The 18,334-nt window shown below is 69.0% G+C and carries 16 protein-coding genes; 9 read left to right on the forward strand and 7 right to left on the reverse strand.

Annotation, left to right across the window (positions count from 1 at the left end):
* Positions 1-155 precede the first annotated feature (155 nt).
* Positions 156-809 carry a DsbA family oxidoreductase gene (locus FBZ83_RS18280; protein ID WP_145686669.1) on the forward strand — a complete coding sequence of 218 codons (654 nt, stop codon included), beginning with the start codon at positions 156-158 and terminating at the stop codon, positions 807-809.
* Positions 809-1,228, forward strand: coding sequence for an alternative ribosome rescue aminoacyl-tRNA hydrolase ArfB (gene arfB, locus FBZ83_RS18285; protein WP_145686671.1), 420 nt, complete (start codon positions 809-811; stop codon positions 1,226-1,228). The genes FBZ83_RS18280 and arfB overlap by 1 nt, the downstream gene beginning before the upstream one ends.
* A gap of 6 nt (positions 1,229-1,234) precedes the next feature.
* Here arfB and FBZ83_RS18290 read toward each other — a convergent pair whose 3' ends face one another.
* Entirely contained in the window at positions 1,235-1,678 is a 444-nt protein-coding gene (locus FBZ83_RS18290; protein ID WP_079285195.1) for a PRC-barrel domain-containing protein, read from the reverse strand.
* 157 nt (positions 1,679-1,835) lie between these two features.
* Between FBZ83_RS18290 and FBZ83_RS18295 the strand changes: the two genes are divergently transcribed.
* Positions 1,836-3,704 carry an AI-2E family transporter gene (locus tag FBZ83_RS18295; protein WP_145686673.1) on the forward strand — a complete coding sequence of 623 codons (1,869 nt, stop codon included), beginning with the start codon at positions 1,836-1,838 and terminating at the stop codon, positions 3,702-3,704.
* Here the strand turns inward: FBZ83_RS18295 and FBZ83_RS18300 are convergent.
* The 4 genes from FBZ83_RS18300 to FBZ83_RS18315 form a co-directional block, all read right to left on the reverse strand.
* Positions 3,701-4,633 (reverse strand): ACT domain-containing protein, encoded by a 933-nt coding sequence (locus tag FBZ83_RS18300; RefSeq protein WP_247888353.1) that lies wholly within the window; start codon positions 4,631-4,633, stop codon positions 3,701-3,703. The two genes, FBZ83_RS18295 and FBZ83_RS18300, sit on opposite strands and share 4 nt — an antisense overlap.
* A gap of 37 nt (positions 4,634-4,670) precedes the next feature.
* On the reverse strand, positions 4,671-8,297 hold the full coding sequence (gene mfd, locus FBZ83_RS18305; RefSeq protein ID WP_145686684.1) for a transcription-repair coupling factor: 3,627 nt from the start codon (positions 8,295-8,297) through the stop codon (positions 4,671-4,673).
* Between the two features lie 10 nt (positions 8,298-8,307).
* Positions 8,308-8,610: a succinate dehydrogenase assembly factor 2 gene (locus FBZ83_RS18310; RefSeq protein WP_145686698.1), complete on the reverse strand. Its 303-nt coding sequence runs from the start codon at positions 8,608-8,610 to the stop codon at positions 8,308-8,310.
* A gap of 132 nt (positions 8,611-8,742) precedes the next feature.
* A complete protein-coding gene (locus tag FBZ83_RS18315) occupies positions 8,743-9,534 on the reverse strand; it encodes a crotonase/enoyl-CoA hydratase family protein (RefSeq protein WP_145686706.1) in 792 nt (263 codons plus the stop codon).
* Between the two features lie 199 nt (positions 9,535-9,733).
* On the opposite strand from FBZ83_RS18315, the gene FBZ83_RS18320 reads away from it, so the two are divergent.
* From FBZ83_RS18320 to FBZ83_RS18330, 3 genes are all read left to right on the forward strand, one after another.
* Positions 9,734-10,330, forward strand: a complete 597-nt coding sequence (locus FBZ83_RS18320; RefSeq protein WP_145686714.1) for a hypothetical protein — start codon at positions 9,734-9,736, stop codon at positions 10,328-10,330.
* Positions 10,331-10,505: 175 nt separating this feature from the next.
* On the forward strand, positions 10,506-11,804 hold the full coding sequence (egtB, locus tag FBZ83_RS18325; RefSeq protein WP_145686716.1) for an ergothioneine biosynthesis protein EgtB: 1,299 nt from the start codon (positions 10,506-10,508) through the stop codon (positions 11,802-11,804).
* A 99-nt stretch (positions 11,805-11,903) separates the two neighbouring features.
* Positions 11,904-12,236 (forward strand): (2Fe-2S) ferredoxin domain-containing protein, encoded by a 333-nt coding sequence (locus FBZ83_RS18330; protein WP_145686719.1) that lies wholly within the window; start codon positions 11,904-11,906, stop codon positions 12,234-12,236.
* Positions 12,237-12,325: 89 nt separating this feature from the next.
* Here the strand turns inward: FBZ83_RS18330 and FBZ83_RS18335 are convergent, their stop codons facing one another.
* Positions 12,326-13,489 (reverse strand): nicotinate phosphoribosyltransferase, encoded by a 1,164-nt coding sequence (locus FBZ83_RS18335; RefSeq protein ID WP_094302254.1) that lies wholly within the window; start codon positions 13,487-13,489, stop codon positions 12,326-12,328.
* A 363-nt stretch (positions 13,490-13,852) separates the two neighbouring features.
* Between FBZ83_RS18335 and FBZ83_RS18340 the strand changes: the two genes are divergently transcribed.
* From FBZ83_RS18340 to FBZ83_RS18350, 3 genes are all read left to right on the forward strand, one after another.
* Positions 13,853-14,350, forward strand: a complete 498-nt coding sequence (locus FBZ83_RS18340; protein ID WP_145686721.1) for a flagellar basal body-associated FliL family protein — start codon at positions 13,853-13,855, stop codon at positions 14,348-14,350.
* Between the two features lie 129 nt (positions 14,351-14,479).
* Positions 14,480-15,832, forward strand: coding sequence for a glutathione-disulfide reductase (gene gor, locus FBZ83_RS18345; RefSeq protein WP_145686723.1), 1,353 nt, complete (start codon positions 14,480-14,482; stop codon positions 15,830-15,832).
* A 169-nt stretch (positions 15,833-16,001) separates the two neighbouring features.
* Complete coding sequence (locus FBZ83_RS18350; RefSeq protein ID WP_014240662.1) at positions 16,002-16,898, forward strand: manganese catalase family protein; 897 nt, start codon at positions 16,002-16,004, stop codon at positions 16,896-16,898.
* Positions 16,899-16,952: 54 nt separating this feature from the next.
* Here the strand turns inward: FBZ83_RS18350 and FBZ83_RS18355 are convergent, their stop codons facing one another.
* A complete protein-coding gene (locus FBZ83_RS18355) occupies positions 16,953-18,302 on the reverse strand; it encodes an AmpG family muropeptide MFS transporter (RefSeq protein ID WP_145686725.1) in 1,350 nt (449 codons plus the stop codon).
* Positions 18,303-18,334: the final 32 nt, after the last annotated feature.

Raw genomic sequence — 18,334 nt, forward strand, 5'->3', positions numbered from 1 at the left:
GCCTCCGACCGCCGCGGACGCTCATCCGCGGAACCCCGCGACTCTCCGGCGGCAAGGGTTAACAAAGGGTTGCAAAGGCGGTTGCCCGAACGCGGCGGGATGCCCCATGGGCAGGGCGGTTGCGCGGCGGGGCGGGAATGGGGGATAGTGGTCCCATGCTGATCGAAACCTACGCCGACCTGATCTGCCCCTGGTGCTACATCGGCAAGCGTCGGCTTGCCCGCGCGCTGGCCGACCGGCCGCGCGTCCAGGTGGAGTTGCGCTGGCAGCCCTTCCAGCTCAACCCGGACATGGCGCCGGGCGGCATGGAGCGCAGCGCCTATCTGGCGGCCAAGTTCGGCGGCACCGAGCGGGCGCGGCAGATCCATCTGGTTGTCGAGGAAACGGCGGAACGCGACGGCCTGCCCTTGCGGCTGGACCGAATCCGGCGCACGCCCAACAGCTTCGACGGGCACCGGCTGATCCGCATCGCTGCCCGCCACGGGCTGGGCGACCGCATGGCCGACGCGCTGTTCCACGCCTATTTCGTGGACGGGCTGGACATCGGCGACCGCGACACGCTGGCCGCGACCGCCGCCGGCCTGGGCTTCGATTTCGACGAGATCAAGACTCTGCTGACCGGCGATGCCGAGACCTCGGCGGTCTTCAACGCCGACGCCACGGCGCGGCAACTCGGCCTGCAGGCGGTGCCCTGCTACATCTTCAACCGGCGCTACGCGCTGTCCGGCGCGCAGGAGCCCGCCAGCTTCCTCCCGCTTCTCGACCTCGGGGTCGAGGAGCAGGAAGGCGTGACGGCGGCGGCCGACTGATGATCCGGGTCACCCCGCGCATCAGCCTGGACGAGAGCGAGCTTCAGGAGAGCTTCATCCGCGCGTCCGGTCCCGGCGGCCAGCACGTCAACAAGACGGACAGCGCGGTGCAATTGCGCTTCGACGTGGCGGCTTCGCCGAACATCCCGGAAGACGTGAAGGCCCGGCTGGTCCGGCTGGCCGGCTCGCGCATGACCGCGGCGGGCGTGCTGATCATCGTCGGCGACACCTACCGCAGCCAGCTGCGCAACCGCGAGGATGTGCGCGAGCGGCTGATCGACCTGATCCGCGACGCGACGGTGGTGCCGAAGAGCCGACGCCCGACCAAGCCGACCCTCGGCTCCAAGAAGCGTCGCCTGGAGGCCAAGGGTCAGCGGTCGGACATCAAGCGTCTGCGCTCCGGCAAGCCGGAGGATTGAGGCCGCTCAATGAGCGGTCTTCTGCCGGTTCAGCGAGACCATGTTCCCGCCATACTGGAATTCCGGCAGGTTGGCGAACTGATCCTTGGTGAGCTGGGTCGCCACGAGGGCGTCCTGCTGCTGGTTGTAGCGGACGTTGTCGATGTCCAGCGCCACGTTCCGCCCGCCGATGCCCATGATGCCGCCGGTGGAGACCACGAGCTGGCTCGGCCGGTTGCTGCGGTTGAACAGGACATCCTCGACCTGCCCCACCTTCTGCCCGTCATAGGCGACGACGGACTTGCCCAGCATGGCCTGCGGCTCGATCCGCGAGGCGGTCTGGAGCGACTGTTCGGACATCGGACGGGATGCCTGTTCGCTTCCCCCACCGAACCAGCTCGACGTCTCGGCGCATCCCCCCAAGGCCAGAAGCGCGACCGCCGACAGGACCGGAACAGCAACCTTACGCATAGCCCCCTCCTTCTGACGAGATAACCACGCGGGTTTAAACAGGCCGTCGACCGCAATCGTCACGGTGTCTTGCGGCGATCGCACCCGACGCGCCGGAACGCGCCGCGTCCGGCCGTGTTCTGCACTCTCTCAACTCTCCGCCGAGGCACCACCAATCATGGCCGAAGACACCGCCCGCCGGTTGCAGGCCCGCCCCATTCCGGTGCCGAAGGCCGCCCCGCCCGCCTCCACCCAGACGACGCTGCTGGTCATCGCGCTGGTGGTGGCGACGCTGTATCTGGGAAGCGACATCCTGGTCCCCATCGCGCTGGCGGTGCTGCTGACCTTCGTCCTGGCGCCCATCGTCAGCCGGCTGGAGCGGCTGCGGCTGGGCCGGATACCCTCCGTGCTGGCCGTGGTGGTTCTGGTCTTCGCGGGCATCGCCGGCTTCGGCATGGTGGTCGGCGGGCAGATCGCCGACCTCGCCAACAACCTGCCCAGCTATCAGAAGAATGTGCATGACAAGCTGGACTCGCTGCGCTCCCGCGCCGCGTCGGCGGGCAGCGGCGGGGTGGTGCAGCAGGCGACCGAAGCCTTCCGCGACCTGAAGCAGGGTCTGGAGCAGGTGACCGGCGAGACCGCGCCCGCCGCGCAGTCCAACGCCCTGCCCACCCCCGGCGCCGCGCGGGAACCGGTGCCGGTGCGGATCGAGCAGGACGGCTCCGACGCCCTGACCATCATCAGCGACGTGCTGGGGCCGGCGATGGCCCCGGTCGCCACGGCGGGCATGGTGCTGGTCTTCACCATCTTCATGCTGCTGCAGCGCGAGGACCTGCGCGACCGGCTGATCCGGCTGGCCGGGTCCGGCGACCTCAGCCGCACGACGGAGGCGATGAACGACGCGGGCGAACGGGTCAGCCGCTATCTGCTGATGCAGTGCGTGGTCAATGTCACCTATGGCCTGCCCATCGGGGTCGGGCTGTGGCTGATCGGCGTGCCGAACCCGCTGCTCTGGGGCCTGCTGTCGACGGTGCTGCGCTTCATCCCCTTCCTGGGGCCGGCCATCGCCGCGGCCTTCCCGATCCTGCTGTCCTTCGCGGTCGATGGGGGATGGACCCTGCCGCTGCTCTGCATCGCCCTGTTCGTGGCGGTGGAGCTGTTCTCCAACAACGTGGTGGAACCCTGGCTCTACGGCTCGGCCACCGGCCTGTCGTCGCTGGCGATCATCGTGGCGGCGGTGTTCTGGACCACACTGTGGGGACCGGTCGGGCTGCTGCTGGCGACGCCGCTGACCGTCTGCCTCGTCGTGCTGGGGCGGCACGTTCCGCAGCTTCACTTCCTGGAGGTGATGCTGGGCGACCGCCCGGTGCTGCCCGAAGAGGCCAAGCTGTACCAGCGCCTGCTCGCCCGCGATCCCATCGAAGCCATGGAGATCGCCGAGGAGAAGATGAGCAAGGGCGGATTGGTGGAGGCCGGGCACGGGCTGCTCATCCCCACCCTGTCGCTGGCCGAGCAGGACCGCCAGCGCAACCGCCTGAACCCGGAAGGACGGCAGGCGGTGGCCGAGGGCATGGTCGCCCTGCTGGACGAGATGATGGAAGCCTCCCCGCCCGCCGTGGAAGACACGCCGCTGGTCCTGTGCATCGGCGCCCGCAACGACCTGGACGAGGCGGCGGCGGCTCTGCTCGGCCATATGCTGCGCCCGCGCGGTCTGCGCGCCGATGTGCTCCCCTGCGAGAAGGTCTCGGTCCGCTCCATCGCCGCGCTGGCCCCGACCGGCGTCTCGGCGGTGGCGCTGTCCTACCTGAACCCGTCGGCCCTGTCGCACGCCCGCCGGCTGGTGCGCCGCCTGCGGCTGCATTTCGGCCCCGACGTGCCGATCCTGCTCTGCCTGTGGAGCGCCCACCCCGAAGCCGACGCGCCGGAGCAAGCCACCACCCAGACCTCGGCCGACCGCGTCGCCACCAGCCTGACCGGCGCCGTCACCCAGTTGGAGGAATTGGGCGTGCTCGCCGCCGTCGAGGCGGAGAAAGCTCCCCAGGCTTAACCGGGCAGGACGGTGCAGACGCGTTTCAGCGCGTCGGCCGCGCGTTCCACGTCCTCGTCGCGCACCAGCACGTAGTCGGTGTCGTAGGTGGACATGGCGAAGATCGGCACGCGGGCCTGGGCCAGCGGCACGGCGATGCGCGCCAGCACCCCGAACAGCGAGAAGTCCAGCGGCCCCTCCACCTTGAAGGCGCGCCAGCCGCACTCCGCCGTCACGCCGTCCGGCACGCGGGATTCGCGGCAGAGGATGGACAGTTCCTCCCCCGTGCGGGTGGCGCTGACCAGCGGATCGGTCCAGTCGAGCCACGTCGGCATCCCGTCCCCCGGCGCCAGCCGCGCCACCGCCAGCCGGTCGGGCAGGACCGACAGGGTCAGCGGCTTGGTCTCCGGCAGCAGGGCGGCGTCCAGCGTGGCGCGGTCCACCTCGAAGGGCTTGAGGATGCGCTTCGCCCTGGCCGCCAGCGACGGGATGCGCGAGCGCATGGCGCGGCCTAGCATGTCCGCCGCGACCGGGCGAAGCTCCGGATCGTCCGCCGCCAGATCGACCATGGCCTGAAGCGCGGCGCTCTGCACGATCCGGCTGGCCCGGTTCTCGAACCAGCCCTCCAGAAGCGCGACCACCCGCTCCCGCTGCTCCACGCTCAGGCTCAGGCGCGGCAGGATCGCCGCCAGATGCCAGCGCACCTCGGCCTGCTCGATCGCCGCCGCCTCGGTCAGCAGGCGTTCGGCGAAGGCGTCCAGCGGGCGGGCGTCGCCGCGCGACACCCGGTCCAAGGCGTCGGCGGCGCGCATCCGCACCCCGGCGTCGGCGTCGAACAGGCAGGCCACCAGTTCCGGCAGGCGGGCGGGGTCGGCGGCCACCGCCTCCGCCACCGTAGGAATGTTGCCGAAGGCCCGCCGGTCGCCGCCGAGCGCCAGGGCCTTCGCCAAGCCCCTGTCCTTGGGGCCCCCATCCTTTTTCATCGCCTCAGCGCCGCCCGAAGGGACGCGAGGGGATGTTCCGCCCGAACTTCGACCCGGCCTTCAGCGCGCTGGGGCGCGGCGGCGGCGGGGGTGGCGGCGGTGGAGGCGCCTCGCCCTTCGGCACGGCGCCACCGCCGGCCATCTGGGCGAGATCGCTCATCAGCCGGTTGACGCCGCGCACCCGCTGGGCCTCGTCGGCCCATTCGCGGGTGTAGACCAGCTTGTGGTCGGGCCGCAGCTTCATCAGGCTGATCTGCTGGCTGATGTAGGTCAGCAGCTTGGCCGGCTCGGCGTAGCTGTTGTTGCGGAAGGTCAGCACGGCGCCCTTCGGCCCGGCGTCCACCCGCTCCACCCCGGCCTGCCGGCAGAGCTGCTTGATGGTCACCACGTCGAGCAGGTTCTCCACCTCGCCCGGCAGCTTGCCGAAGCGGTCGATCAGCTCCGCCGCGAAGCCGTCGATCTCCGCCCGGTCCACCAGATCGGCGATGCGGCGGTAGAGCGACAGGCGCACCGTCAGATCGGGGACATACTCCTCCGGGATCAGCACCGGGGTGCCCAGGTTGATCTGCGGGGTCCAGGGCTGGTCCTCCGCCCCGCTCGGCACCTGCCCGTCCATGTTGGCGCGGGCGTTGGCGACGGCCTCCTCCAGCATGTGCTGGTACAGCTCGACGCCGACCTCCTTGACGTGCCCCGACTGCTCCTCGCCCAGCAGGTTGCCGGCGCCGCGGATGTCCATGTCGTGGCTGGCCAGCTGGAAGCCGGCGCCCAGGGAATCCAGCGTCTCGATGACGTGCAGCCGCTGCTGCGCCGTGCCGGTCAGCGGCTTGTTCGGCGCGTAGGTGAGGTAGGCGTAGCCGCGCACCTTCGACCGGCCGACGCGCCCGCGGATCTGGTAGAGCTGGGCCAGGCCGAACATGTCCGCCCGGTGCACGATCAGCGTGTTGGCGTTGGGGATGTCGATGCCGCTCTCGATGATGTTGGTGGCGAGAAGCACCTCGAACTTGCCCTCGTCGAAGGCGGTCATCACCTCCTCCAGCTCGCTGGCCGGCATCTGGCCGTGGGCGGTGACGATCTTGACTTCGGGCACCAGCTCGCGCACCCGCTCGGCGACCTTGGGCAGGTCCTCGACGCGGGGGCAGACGTAGAAGGTCTGGCCGCCCCGGTAATGCTCGCGCAGGATGGCCTCGCGCACCACGACGGGGTCGTAGGGCAACACGAAGGTGCGCACCGCCAGACGGTCCACCGGCGGTGTGGCGATCAGCGACAGTTCGCGCACGCCGCTCAGCGCCATCTGGAGCGTGCGCGGGATCGGCGTGGCGGTCAGCGTCAGGACGTGCACGTCGGCGCGCAGCTCCTTCAGCCGCTCCTTCTGCTTCACGCCGAAATGCTGCTCCTCGTCGACGATGACCATGCCGAGCTGCTTGAACTGCACGCCCTTGCCGAGGAGCGCGTGGGTGCCGATGACGATGTCGGCGGTGCCCTCCGTCAGCTCCTGCTTGACCTTGGTCTGCTCCTTGGGCGTCACCATGCGGGAGAGCTGGACGATGCGCAGCGGCAGCCCGGCGAAGCGGGTGGTGAAGGTCTTGAAATGCTGGCGCGCCAGCAGCGTGGTCGGCACCACCACGGCGACCTGCTGGCCGCTCATGGCGACGAGGAAGGCGGCGCGCAACGCCACCTCCGTCTTGCCGAAGCCGACGTCGCCGCAGACCAGCCGGTCCATGGGACGGCCCGAGCCGAGATCGGTGAAGACCTCCTCGATGGCCTTCAGCTGGTCGTCGGTCTCCGGATAGGGGAAGCGGGCGGCGAACTCCTGATAGACGCCCTCCGGCGTGTAGACCGGGTCGGCCTTCTTCAGCATGCGCTCGGCGGCGATCTTCAGCAGCGCCTCGGCCATGTCCTTCAGGCGCTTCTTGACGCGGGCCTTGCGGCCCTGCCAGCCGGCCCCGCCCAGCTTGTCGAGCTGCGCGTGCGCATCCTCAGACCCGTAGCGGGTCAGCACCTCGATGTTCTCGACGGGGACGTAGAGCTTGTCGCCGCCCTCGTAGATCAGCCGCAGGCAGTCGTGGGGGGCGCCCGACACCTCCAGCGTCTCCAGCCCGTCGTAGCGCCCGATGCCGTGGTCCATGTGCACCACGAGGTCGCCGGAGGCCAGCGCCGTGTATTCGGCGATGAAGTTGGCGGCCTTGCGTTTCTTCTTCGCCGCCGGACGGACGAGGCGGTCGCCGAGGATGTCCTGCTCGGTGATGACGGCCATGTCGGCGGAGGTGAAGCCGTGCTCCATCCCCAGCACGATCATGCCGATGATGTTGCGGTCGAAGCGGCGGACGTCCTCGACGCTCTCCGCCGGCTCCAGTCCCGGAATGCCGTGGTCGCCCAGCACCGTCATCAGACGGTCGCGGGAGCCCGCGGAATAGCCGGCCACCAGCACGCGCCGCCCGTCGGCCCGCAGGGCGCGGATGTGGTCCTTCACCGCCTCGAAGACGTTGACGTCGGGCCGCGCCCGCTCTTCGGCGAAGTCGTGGCCGCGGCGCCCGCCGGCGTCCAGCGTGCCCTTGATGCCCGGCGGCGTCCCGAAGGGCTGGAGCTGCGCCACGGCGTGGGCGGCGAACAGGTCGTCCCAGGCCTGGGCGTCGAGGAACATCATGCCGACCGGCACCGGCTTGTAGACCGGCGAGCCCGTCCGCTTCTCGATGACGATCATGCTCTCGCGGGAGGCGTGGAAGTCCACCACCTGCGCGATGCGCGAATCGCGCGCTTCCGTCGCCTGATGGTCCAGCGACAGGATGGCCTTGGGCATGTAGGCCAGCAGCGATTCCATGGTCTCGTGGAACAGCGGCAGCCAGTGCTCCATGCCGCCGTACTTGCGCCCGGCGCTGATCGCCTCGTAGAGCGGGTCGTCGTCGGTGACGGCGCCGAACAGCTCGCGGTAGCCGGAGCGGAAGCGGGCGATGCCGGCCTCGTCCAGGAAGACCTCCGACATCGGCTTCAGATCGACGCCGTCGCGCTTGTCGGTGGTGCGCTGCGACATGGGGTCGAAGCTGCGCACCGCCTCCAGCTCGTCGCCGAACAGGTCGAGGCGCAACGGCTCGTCGGTGCCCGGCGGGAACAGGTCGACGATGCCGCCGCGCACGGCGAACTCGCCCGGCTCGCGCACCGTCTGGGCGCGGGTGTAGCCGTTGCCGGCCAGATAGCGCTGCAGCTTCTCCAGGTCGATCCGGTCGCGCAGCTTCGCCGAGAACACCGCGTCGCGGAAGGCGGCGCGGGGCGGCACCTTCTGCACCATGGCGTTGACCGTGGTCAGCACGACCAGCGGTGCGGCGTCCGCCTTGCGCGCCAGCAGGCGGGTCAGTGTGTCGATGCGCTTCGCCACGATGCCGCCGTTGGGCGACACCCGGTCGTAGGGCAGGCAGTCCCAGGCCGGGAAGACCTGCACCTCCAGCGACGGCGCGAAGAAGGCCAGCGCCTCCGCCAGCTGGGCGGCGCGGGTGTCGTCGAGCGCGACGTGGAGAAGTCCGGCGCTCCCCGCCCGCTTGGCGAGGTCGGCGAGGACGCGGGCGTCATGGCCGGCGGGGGCGCCGCCGACCAGAAGGCGGCCGGAGCGTCCCGGCTGCAACTGTTCGAAGCTGGGCAAGGATCGGGCCTCAGGACCCCTGACGGGGCGTGTAGCGGAACTTGGTCAACAGCTGCATGACGTCGGTGTCATGCTCGGCGGGCAGCGGCTCGCGCCCGGCGTACCAGTTGTAGAGGTCGGGGTCGCTGAGTTCGAGCAGCGCCTCGTAGCGGTCGAGCTGCGCGTGGTCGAAGTCCGGGACATGGGTGTCGGCGAAGCTGCCGATCAGCAGGTCCATCTCGCGCATGCCGCGGTGCCACGACCGGAAGCGCAGCCGCTTGCGCCGGTTTTCCAAGGATTCGCCGCTCTCGGACAGGGTGTTCTCGTCGCTCATGCCATCCACGCCAAAAAGCCCCGGCCCCGGAAGATAGGGGGCGGAGCGGTCCACATCCACCCCCGCATCCTGCACGGCGGCACGCCCCCGCGCAAACCGAAATGCCGGACGGTCCCCCGGAGCGAGCGTGATTCAGCGCGACAGCCACGCCTCCAGCCCGTCGCGCAGGTCGGCCCCCGGCGCCAGCCGGGCGAAGCGCTCCGTCTCCACCGCCAGCCCTTCGCCGATGGTCATGTTCAGGCCGCGGGTCACCGCCCCCAGGATGCCGGAAACCGCGGCCGGGGAATGCCGGACGATCCGCCCGGCCAGTTCGAAGGCCACCGGCAGCAGCGCGTCGTGGGGCACAACCTGATTGACCAGCCCCACCGCCAGCGCCGTCGCCGGCGGGAAGGCGTCGCCGGTCAGCAGCCATTCCAGCGCCCGCTTGCGCCCGGCGTTCCGGGGAAGCCGCTGCGTCCCGCCGAAGGTCGGCATCATGCCGAGCTTGATCTCCGCCTTGGAGAAGCTCGCCTTCTCGCTGGCGACGGCGAGGTGCGCCGCCTCCAGGATCTCGCAGCCGCCGCCGTAGCAGATGCCATTGACCGCGGCGATGACGGGCTTGGGGAAGGACTCAATCCGCGCGCACAGCGTCTGACCGGGCCGGAAGGCGCGCACCGCGGCTTCCGGTCCCCGTCGGACGGCCGGAGTGAACTCCGCGATGTCCGCCCCGGCGGAGAAGGCGCGCTCCCCGGCGCCGGTGACGATGATGGCCCGCACCGCCGGGTCGGCCTCCAGCGCGTCCAGCGTGTCGAGCATGGCGCCGGCCAGAGCCGTGCTGATGGCGTTCAGCTTGGCCGGGCGGTTCAGGGTGAGGGTGGCAATTCCTCCGGCGATGACGCACAGGATGGGAGTGGCGGGGTCGGCGTGTTTGGTCGTCAGGGGCATGACGCGGTCCTTTTATCCTGCGTTTGCGATGCCCCACTGTCGAGCCCGAGCCACTCCCCTGACAAACGAGTACGCCGCGCGTTCAGGTGAGCAACGCTCATCTGAAACGGAGCCTCCGCCGCAGGCCAAAGCGTCACCTTGACAGAATCGCGACAGTTGGTACACTGAACAGTCCCAGCCACTTTCGGTGGAGGTCGCCATGACCGACGGATCGATCGGACGCCCGGAACCCCTGGTCCGTTCGGCCGGCGTGGTGGATCGCACCGGCAGCGCGACCGACCGCCGGAAACGGCGGCAGAATCGGCAGGACCTGCAACAGCAGGAGCGCGAGCAGCAGGAACGCCGCGACCAGGACGAGGCCAACCACAAGCGGCGGCGCCTCTACGACCTGCTGTTCGACGAGATCGATGAACTGGACACGCTGAACGCCGGGCAGCGGGCGCGCATCAAGCAAAATCTGCGCGCGCAACTCGCCAACCGCCGCCCGCCGCCGCACCTCGCCCCCAACCTCGCCCAGCCGCCGCCGGCGGATCAGGACATCGAACGCATCGCGGCGGCGCTCCTTGAGAAAGCCCTCGCGGCCCAGTCGGTCGACCATGACCACATCGTCGACATGGCGGCGCCGACTCACCCGGCGCTTCCGCCCGGACAGACGGCGGAGAATGTGGCGCTCGCCAACCAGCTCCGCGATTGCCTGGAACAGCGGACGACGACATCGCGGCGCGTCGCCGTGTATCTGCGCCTGCTCCTGACGCTCGAAGGCGCCTTCCGTCCGCATCTGGTGGTGGACGCCTGACCCCAAGCCCACCGCGGGTGCGATGCGCGAATTCGGAGAAAGCCCCCCTCCGATGCGCCACCCAGGATGGTTGGACCATGCGGCACAATGGACCTGTTGTTTCTCCGGCGGAGTCCGGGCGCGTTCCCGCGCCGTTCCCGCCGCGGAAAACCCGCTCCCGCAGGGAGGTTCCCCCGTGCCCGACACCCATCTCGCCACGCACGCCCAGCCGTCCGGCGACGCCCTTCGCCAAGCGCTCTCCACCCGTTTCCAGAAGATCCGCGCCCGCACCGCCGAACTCGCCGCCCCTCTGTCGCCCGAGGACCTGATGGTCCAGTCGGTGGCCGACGGCGCCCCGGCCAAATGGCACCTCGCCCACACGACGTGGCTGTTCGAAACCACCGTCCTGGTGCCCTGCAATCCCGGTTATCGCCCCTTCGACCCGGCCTTCCTCACCCTGTTCGCCGCGCGCGACGACCGCTTCGGCAGCCACCAGCTTCCCTCCCCCACCCTGCGCCTGCTCTCCCGGCCCAACGCGGCGGAGGTGATGCGCTACCGCGACCATGTGAACGCCGCGGTGCTGCACCTTCTGAACCAAGCCGACGAAGCGGAGTTGCCGGAGATCGCCGACCGGGTGATCGTCGGCATCACGCACGAGCGGCGCCACCAGGAACGGCTGCTGACCCACATCAAGCACGCCTTCTGGAGCAACCCGCTGCGCCCTGCCTACGACCAGCCGCCGCAGAGCGTACCGGCCCCGCCACAGCCCGAACGCTGGATCGAGCATGAGGGCGGCCTCGTCGAGATCGGGAGGACGGAGGCCGGAGCCGGGTTCGACCATGAGGGGCCACGCCACCGCGTCCATCTGGAGCCCTTCCGCCTCGCCGCCCTGCCGGTGTCCTGCGGCGCCTTCCGCGACTTCATCGAGGACGGCGGCTACGCCAAGCGCTCGCTCTGGCTTGCCGATGGCTGGGAGGCGGTGCAGACCGAGGGTTGGCAGGCTCCGCTCTATTGGGAATGGCGCGACGGCGCGTGGCAGATCTTCACCCTCTACGGCATGCGCGCGCTCGATCCCGCCGAGCCGGTCTGCCATGTCAGCTGGTTCGAGGCGGACGCCTTCGCCCGCTGGGCCGGCAAGCGCCTGCCCGAGGAGGCCGAGTGGGAGGCCGTGGCATCGCGCTGCGACAGCATGGGCAACCTGCTGGGCACCGGCCACCGTCACCCGCGCCCCAGCACCTGCCACGGCGACGGCCCCTGGCAATTGTTCGGCGACGTGTGGGAATGGACGCGCAGCCCCTTCGCTCCCTACCCCGGCTACCGCCTGCCGGACGGGGTGGACGAGGCCGTCCATGGCCGTTTCATGATCAACCGCATGGTGCTGCGGGGCGGCAGCTGCGTCACCCCCTTCGACCACGCCAACCCGACGACCCGGCATTACCTGCGGCCGGAATCCCGCCTGTCCTTCACCGGCCTGCGGCTGGCAGAGGATGCCTGATGAATAGGACTGCTGAGACATTGGAATCGTTTTAAACGGTGGCGCTGCAGCGCAGCAAGCTCTATAACCATAATTAAATTATGGCCTATGGAGCCTTCGATGTCTCTCGACCTGCCTCAGGTGTTCCGCCACCACGTCTTTTGTTGCGCCCAGCAGCGCCCGCCCGGCCACCCGCGCGGGAGCTGCGCGGCGAAGAACGCCCACCCGCTGTGGGAGCAACTCGGCCAGCGCATCCAGGCCAAGGGTCTGCTGGACGTCGGCATGGCCTGGACCGGTTGTCTCGGCTTCTGCTCCGCTGGGCCGCTGATGGTGGTCTATCCGGAGGGGCTGTGGTACCGCCCGGAAACGCCCGCCGACATCGACGAGATCGTCGACTCGCACCTCGTCAACAACACGCCGGTCGAACGGCTGGTGATGGTGCTGTCCCGCTGAACACAGGCGCTGAATGCAAAAGCCCCTCCGCGGCGCGGCCGGCGGAGGGGCGTTCTTCTTGCGGACCGACAGTGTGCGGAACGACGATGCTACTTGCGGAACAGGAACTCGCGGCCGACCTTCACGCGCTTCTCGCCGTCATATTCGATGATGTCGGCGGTGGCGTAGGTCTCGGTCCAGCGCTCGGGCAGATAGCTGCCGGTGCCGATGATGTCGACGGGGGCGTTGGCCTCCGCCATCAGGCGGCACTTCGCCGGGCCGAAGCCGGAGCTGGCGACGATCTTCACCGCCGGGAAACCGGCTTCGTCCAGCTTCTCGCGCATGAAATGGATCGCCGCCGCCGACACGCCGGTGCCGATCAGGTAGCGGAGCTGCGTCTCGTCGCGGTAGCCGCGGATGGAATGCGGCGCGTGCCGCTCCAGCACCGCGTAGGAGCCCGGCGGGTCCAGCCCCTCCAGGAAGCGCCCGCCCGGCGTGTCGAGCCGCACCGCCAGCTTGCCCTGCGCGGCGAGGCCGGGGAAGCGGCGGCAGACCTCCAGCGCGTCGGTCACTTCGCGCCCGAAGTAATCGACCAGGACGGTCAGCGGCAATTCGGGGAAGGTCTCGTGGAACATCTCCGCCGCCCGCACGGTCGATCCGGCGTAGCCGATCAGCGCGTGCGGCATCGTGCCCATACCCTTCTTCTGGCCGAAGAAATGGGCGGTGGCGTCGGTCGCGTTGCCGATGAAGCCCTTGGCGCCAACCTTGCGCTTCGCCCGGTCCGACCCGACCGAGGCGGCGTAGGCCATCATCTCCTCCATCTCCGTGCCGGCGCAGTGGCGCGCCTCCATGGCGAGGAAGGCGGTCTTCGGCAGGTCGGCACACATGGTGAAGGCGTTGTAGGCGCCGACGCAGGCGGGGCCGAGCTTCTGCAGGATGATCGTCTCGGTGTCGACCAGATGGTAGAAGGAGCCGGTGATGTAGAGGATCGGCTCGCCCGCACCGACCCACTTTCCTTCCGGATAGTTCAGAACGATGTCGAGGTCGAACCCGCGCTCCCGCGCCACCGCCTCCAGCCATTCAATGGCGAGTCGCGGCGCGCAGACCACCGGGCGGCGCATGAAGATGGCGTAGGTGACCTTCTTGTCACCGAATTTCCCAACCGCCTCCTTGGTCCGCTTGAAATAGGTGTCGGTCCATTCGGTGATGGCCGACGCGGGCGGATGGCTGGCGGGCGCGTGACTGGCCGGCGGCTGGTTCCTGGTCTCGTCCATGGCGATGTCCTTGTCTTCCCGCTCTTGCCCTTCGCGACGGTCACGTCCGGAGGCCGCCCCCACCGCGGGAACGGCGATCCGATAGAGAAACCAGCATTATACGCCCCGGCCCTCCGGTGGAAGAGGCTTCATCCGCGACAGCCCACCGCCGCAAGCAACAGTGATTTACCAAAAATACGCTACGAAATCCGGCGCATTTCAAACACAAAGAAGATGAGAAGAGATATGCAGTTCCTGACTGTAATGCGCTCTCGCCAAAAAGTATAAAATACCTGTATTTGACGATTTCCTTTTACCCATCCACCATGCACCCAAGAACAGGCGCCGCTCCCCTTCGGTGCCCGAAAAAGCGACGAGGTCGGCATGAGCCGGACAATCCGCCAGAACGCGCCGAACATTAAGGCGGCTCCCTCGACGCTCGATCGTCTCGGCCGCCGGGTGGTGGTCGGGCTTCTCTGCACCATGGCCGGGCTGGCCGCCGCGGGCACCGGCGGCGCCTTCCTGCTGAAGCCCGGTACGGCGCAGGCCGGGCGCGTGGTGGGGGACACGCTGCGCACCGCCGCCAATTACGCGCGCCTGCCGGCGATGATCTTCACGCTGAGCGACGGCGACCGCCTGCGCGAGCTGCGGGTCCGCGTGGTGCTCGACATGGAGCCGACGGCCCCGGTCAAGACAGTGGAGAGCTACGGGCCGCGCATCGCCAGCGCCATGACCAACGTGATGCTGGAAACCGACCCCGGCGAACTGCGCGGGCGCAACGGCGCCTTCTACATCAAGGATGCGGTGATGCGCACCGCCGCGAAGGAACTCGGCGCGATGAAGATCCGGCAGGTGCTGGTCCAGGAACTCGTCATGCGCTGACGGAAATCCAGCCCGCCGCCCCGCTCCATCGCCTCGCCCAAGGCTCGACAGGCGTTCCGGAATGGGGAACACTCCTGTCCCGTTCGGATCGTGGGCCGCTATGGCTCTTGGGATTGCAAGGAGACGGCCGTGGCCGAGTTCGATTTCGACCTGTTCACCATCGGTGCCGGCTCCGGCGGCGTCGCGGCCAGCCGGCGGGCCGCGGCCATGGGGGCCAAGGTCGCCATCTGCGAAGGCAGCCGGGTCGGCGGCACCTGCGTCATCCGCGGCTGCGTGCCGAAGAAGCTGCTGGTCTACGCCGCCCAGTTCCGCGACGCCTTCGAGGATTCCAGCGCCTATGGCTGGTCCACCACCATGCCGGCCTTCGACTGGGCAACGCTGATCGGGCGCAAGGACGCCGAGATCGACCGGCTGAACGGCATCTACATCAAGATGCTGGAGAACTCCGGGGTCACCCTGCACACCGGCTTCGGGCGGCTGATCGACCGCCATACGGTGGAGGTGGCGAACAAGCGCTACACCGCGAAGAACATCCTGGTCGCCACCGGCGGCTGGCCGGCGTTGCCCAAGATTCCGGGGATCGAACACGCCGTCACCTCCAACGAAGCGTTGCAGCTCGGCACCCTGCCCCACTCCGTCATCATCCTGGGCGGCGGCTACATCGCCGTCGAGTTCGCCGGGATCTTCCGGGGCCTGGGCGCCGAGGTCACGATCATGATCCGCGGCGAGGAGCTGCTGAACGGCTTCGACGACGACATCCGCGTCGCGCTGGCCCAGGAGATGCGCAAGCGCGGCATCACCATCCTCACCCGCACCCAGCCGGTAAAGGTCGAGGAAGGCCCCGGCGGCTTCACCGTCACCGACCAGCTGGGGCGGGAGCATTCGGCAGGCCTCGTCATGGCGGCGACCGGGCGCCGTCCGAACACGCGCGACCTCGGGCTGGAGGCCGCCGGCGTGGCGCTGGACGAGGCCGGGGCGATCCGGGTGGACGAGTATTCGCGCACCAGCGTGGACAACATCTTTGCCGTCGGCGACGTCACCGACCGCATGGCCCTGACCCCCGTCGCCATCGCCGAGGGGCGGGCCTTCGTCGAGACGCTGTTCAACGACAACCCGACCAGCATCAGCTACGCCAACATCCCGACCGCCGTCTTCTCCATCCCGCCGCTCGGCACCGTCGGCCTGACCGAGGCGGAGGCGCGGGCGAAATTCGCGACGGTGGACATCTACAAGGCCGGCTTCCGCCCGATGAAGCACACCATGTCGGGCCGCGACGAGCGCGTCCTGATGAAGCTGGTCGTGGACGGGGAGAGCCAGCGCGTGCTCGGCTGCCACATGATGGGCATGGACGCGCCGGAGATCGTCCAGGGGCTGGGCATCGCCCTGAACTGCGGCGCCACAAAGAGAGATTTCGACCGCACCATCGCCCTGCATCCCTCTACTGCGGAGGAGTTCGTCCTGATGCGTGAGAAGGTGTCCTGACGATCGGACATAAAACCAAAGGTCAGGCGCCTGTTTTCCTGGAACGCTTCTAAGAAGCCTGTGTTGAGGGCACACGACGATGGCGGCGGCACTCACGGCGGCGGTCAAGCACCCCCGCCGAAGCCGCCGCCTCCGATCCTTCATCAAGGCTCCCGGAGGGCTCCTACGCATGTTCATGCACAACAAGAACCTGATGTACACCGTCCGCGTCGCTGAACCGGACCCGAAGCTGGCCAGCCTGATGCTGGAACAGTTCGGCGGACCCCAGGGTGAGTTGGCGGCGGCCTTGCGCTACTTCACGCAGGGCCTGTCCGACGAGGACCCGGGCCGCAAGGACATGCTGATCGACATCGCGACCGAGGAACTGAGCCATCTGGAGATCATCGGCAGCATCGTCGCCATGCTGACCAAGGGCGTGAAGGGCAAGCTGGCCGAAGGCGCCGAGGAGGTCACCGACCTCTACGCCGACATCGCCAAGGGCAACGGCAGCCACACGCTGGCCCTGCTCTACGGCGGCGGCCCGGCCCTGACCAACTCCGCGGGGCAGCTCTGGACCGGCGGCTACATCGACAGCATCGGCGAGCCGACCGCCGACCTGCGCTCCAACATCGCCGCGGAATCGCGGGCCAAGATCATCTATGAGCGCCTCATCAACATCACCCCGGACCCGGGCGTCAAGGACGCGCTGACCTTCCTGATGACCCGCGAGGTGGCGCACCAGAAGATGTTCGAGAAGGCGCTCTATTCGATCGAGAACAACTTCCCGCCGGGCAAGCTGCCGGGCAACCCCGAATACACCGACAAGTACTACAACATGAGCCAGGGCGACGGCGACATGCGCGGCCCGTGGAACCAGGGCGAGCAGTGGGAGTTCGTGAACGTCACCCCCGACCAGGGCCCGGTCAGCGGCGGTGACGGCAACCCCTCGGTCCGGCTGGCGGCGGAAGAGATGAAGGCCGTCAACGAGGCCGCCAAGCGCACCATGTCGCGCACCGACGTGAACCCGGTGACGGGTGCCGATCTCGGCGCCGGCCCCGGCTCCGGCAAGATGACCCCGGTGAAGTAAGGTCCATATTCCCCTCCCCCGCCCAGCGGGGGAGGGTCAGGGTGGGGGCAAGTGTTACGTTCCTGCCTTCACCACCGCCTCGTCCGGCCTCGGCCGCGTCATCAGCCACAGCAGCACCAGCAGTCCCGGCACCGCGCCGCCGGTCGACAGCAGGAAGAAGCTGCTCCAGTCCATCCGCTCGGCCAGCCAGCCGGACGAGGCGCCGAACAGGTCGCCTCCCAGTTTGTAGAAGCTGCTGAGCAGCGCGTATTGCGTGGCCGTGTAGGCGGTGTTGCACAGGCTCGACAGATAGGCGACGAAGGCCGCCGTCGCGATGCCGCCGCAGACATTCTCCAGCGCCACCGTCACCGCCAGCGCCGACACGTCGTGCCCGACCTGCGCCAGCATGACATAGCCGAGGTTGGACAGCATCTGCATCAGCCCGCCGACCAGAAGCCCGCGCAGCACGCCGATGCGCCCGACCAGCACGCCGCCGATCAGCCCGCCGATGATCGTCGCCCACAGGCCGAACAGCTTGGTGACGTTGGCGATCTCCGTCTTCTCGAAGCCGAGATCGACGTAGAAGGGCGCCGACATCACCCCGGCCAGCACGTCCCCCAGCTTGTAGCAGGCGATGAACAGCAGGACCGCCGCCCAGGCCGGGCGGGTCATGAACTCCACGAAGGGCGCCACGACGGCGCCGTAGATCCAGGCCAGCAGGTCCGCCTTCCAGCCCGTCAGGTGCGGGCGGGCGGTCAGCCAGTCGGCCACATGCTGCTCCCGCGCCTTGGACTCCGCGGTGTCCGCGACCTTCGGCTCGCGGTTCAGCAGGATCGTCACCATGCCGACCGCGACCAGCCCGGCCATGACGTAATAGGCGATGTGCCAGCCGAAGAACTCCGCGAGGTACAAGGCCCCAGCCCCCGCCGCCAGCATGCCGAAGCGGTAGCCGAGCACGAGGATGGCCGCACCGGCGGCCTGCTGGTGCTCCTCCAGAACCTCGACGCGGTAGGCGTCGACCACGATGTCCTGGCTGGCCGAGAAGAAGGCCACCACCACGGCCAGCATGGCGGTCCACCACAGGTCGGTGACCGGGTTGGTGCTGCCCAGCCCGATCAGGGCCGCCATCAGCCCGGCCTGGGCCACCAGGGCCCAGCCGCGCCGCCGCCCGAACAGCCGCGTCATCACCGGCAGGCGCAGCCGGTCGATCAGCGGCGCCCAGACGAACTTCAGCGCGTAGGGCATGGTGACCAGCGCGAACAGGCCGATGGCCGTCTTGCTGACGCCGCCCTCGCGCAGCCAGATCGACAGGGTGGACCCGGTCAGCGCCAGCGGCAGCCCTTCGGAAAAGCCGAGGAACAGAATGGCCAGAACGCGCCGGTCAAGATAGACGGAGGCCGCCTGACCCCAGGAGGATGGTTTCACCCGTTGACCCTTCCGCACACCTGCGTAACCGT

It is taken from the genome of Azospirillum brasilense (genome assembly GCF_007827815.1).
Taxonomy (GTDB): Bacteria; Pseudomonadota; Alphaproteobacteria; order Azospirillales; family Azospirillaceae; genus Azospirillum; species Azospirillum brasilense_C.

Excerpts from the sequence above, each read along its gene's own strand:
- FBZ83_RS18280 (WP_145686669.1), top strand. The coding sequence starts at position 156 with ATGCTGATCGAAACCTACGCCGACCTGATCTGCCCCTGGTGCTACATC.
- FBZ83_RS18320 (WP_145686714.1), top strand. The coding sequence starts at position 9,734 with ATGACCGACGGATCGATCGGACGCCCGGAACCCCTGGTCCGTTCGGCC.
- arfB (WP_145686671.1), top strand. The coding sequence starts at position 809 with ATGATCCGGGTCACCCCGCGCATCAGCCTGGACGAGAGCGAGCTTCAG.
- FBZ83_RS18310 (WP_145686698.1), bottom strand. The coding sequence starts at position 8,610 with ATGAGCGACGAGAACACCCTGTCCGAGAGCGGCGAATCCTTGGAAAAC.
- FBZ83_RS18340 (WP_145686721.1), top strand. The coding sequence starts at position 13,853 with ATGAGCCGGACAATCCGCCAGAACGCGCCGAACATTAAGGCGGCTCCC.
- FBZ83_RS18335 (WP_094302254.1), bottom strand. The coding sequence starts at position 13,489 with ATGGACGAGACCAGGAACCAGCCGCCGGCCAGTCACGCGCCCGCCAGC.
- FBZ83_RS18350 (WP_014240662.1), top strand. The coding sequence starts at position 16,002 with ATGTTCATGCACAACAAGAACCTGATGTACACCGTCCGCGTCGCTGAA.
- FBZ83_RS18330 (WP_145686719.1), top strand. The coding sequence starts at position 11,904 with ATGTCTCTCGACCTGCCTCAGGTGTTCCGCCACCACGTCTTTTGTTGC.
- FBZ83_RS18290 (WP_079285195.1), bottom strand. The coding sequence starts at position 1,678 with ATGCGTAAGGTTGCTGTTCCGGTCCTGTCGGCGGTCGCGCTTCTGGCC.
- FBZ83_RS18295 (WP_145686673.1), top strand. The coding sequence starts at position 1,836 with ATGGCCGAAGACACCGCCCGCCGGTTGCAGGCCCGCCCCATTCCGGTG.
- FBZ83_RS18315 (WP_145686706.1), bottom strand. The coding sequence starts at position 9,534 with ATGCCCCTGACGACCAAACACGCCGACCCCGCCACTCCCATCCTGTGC.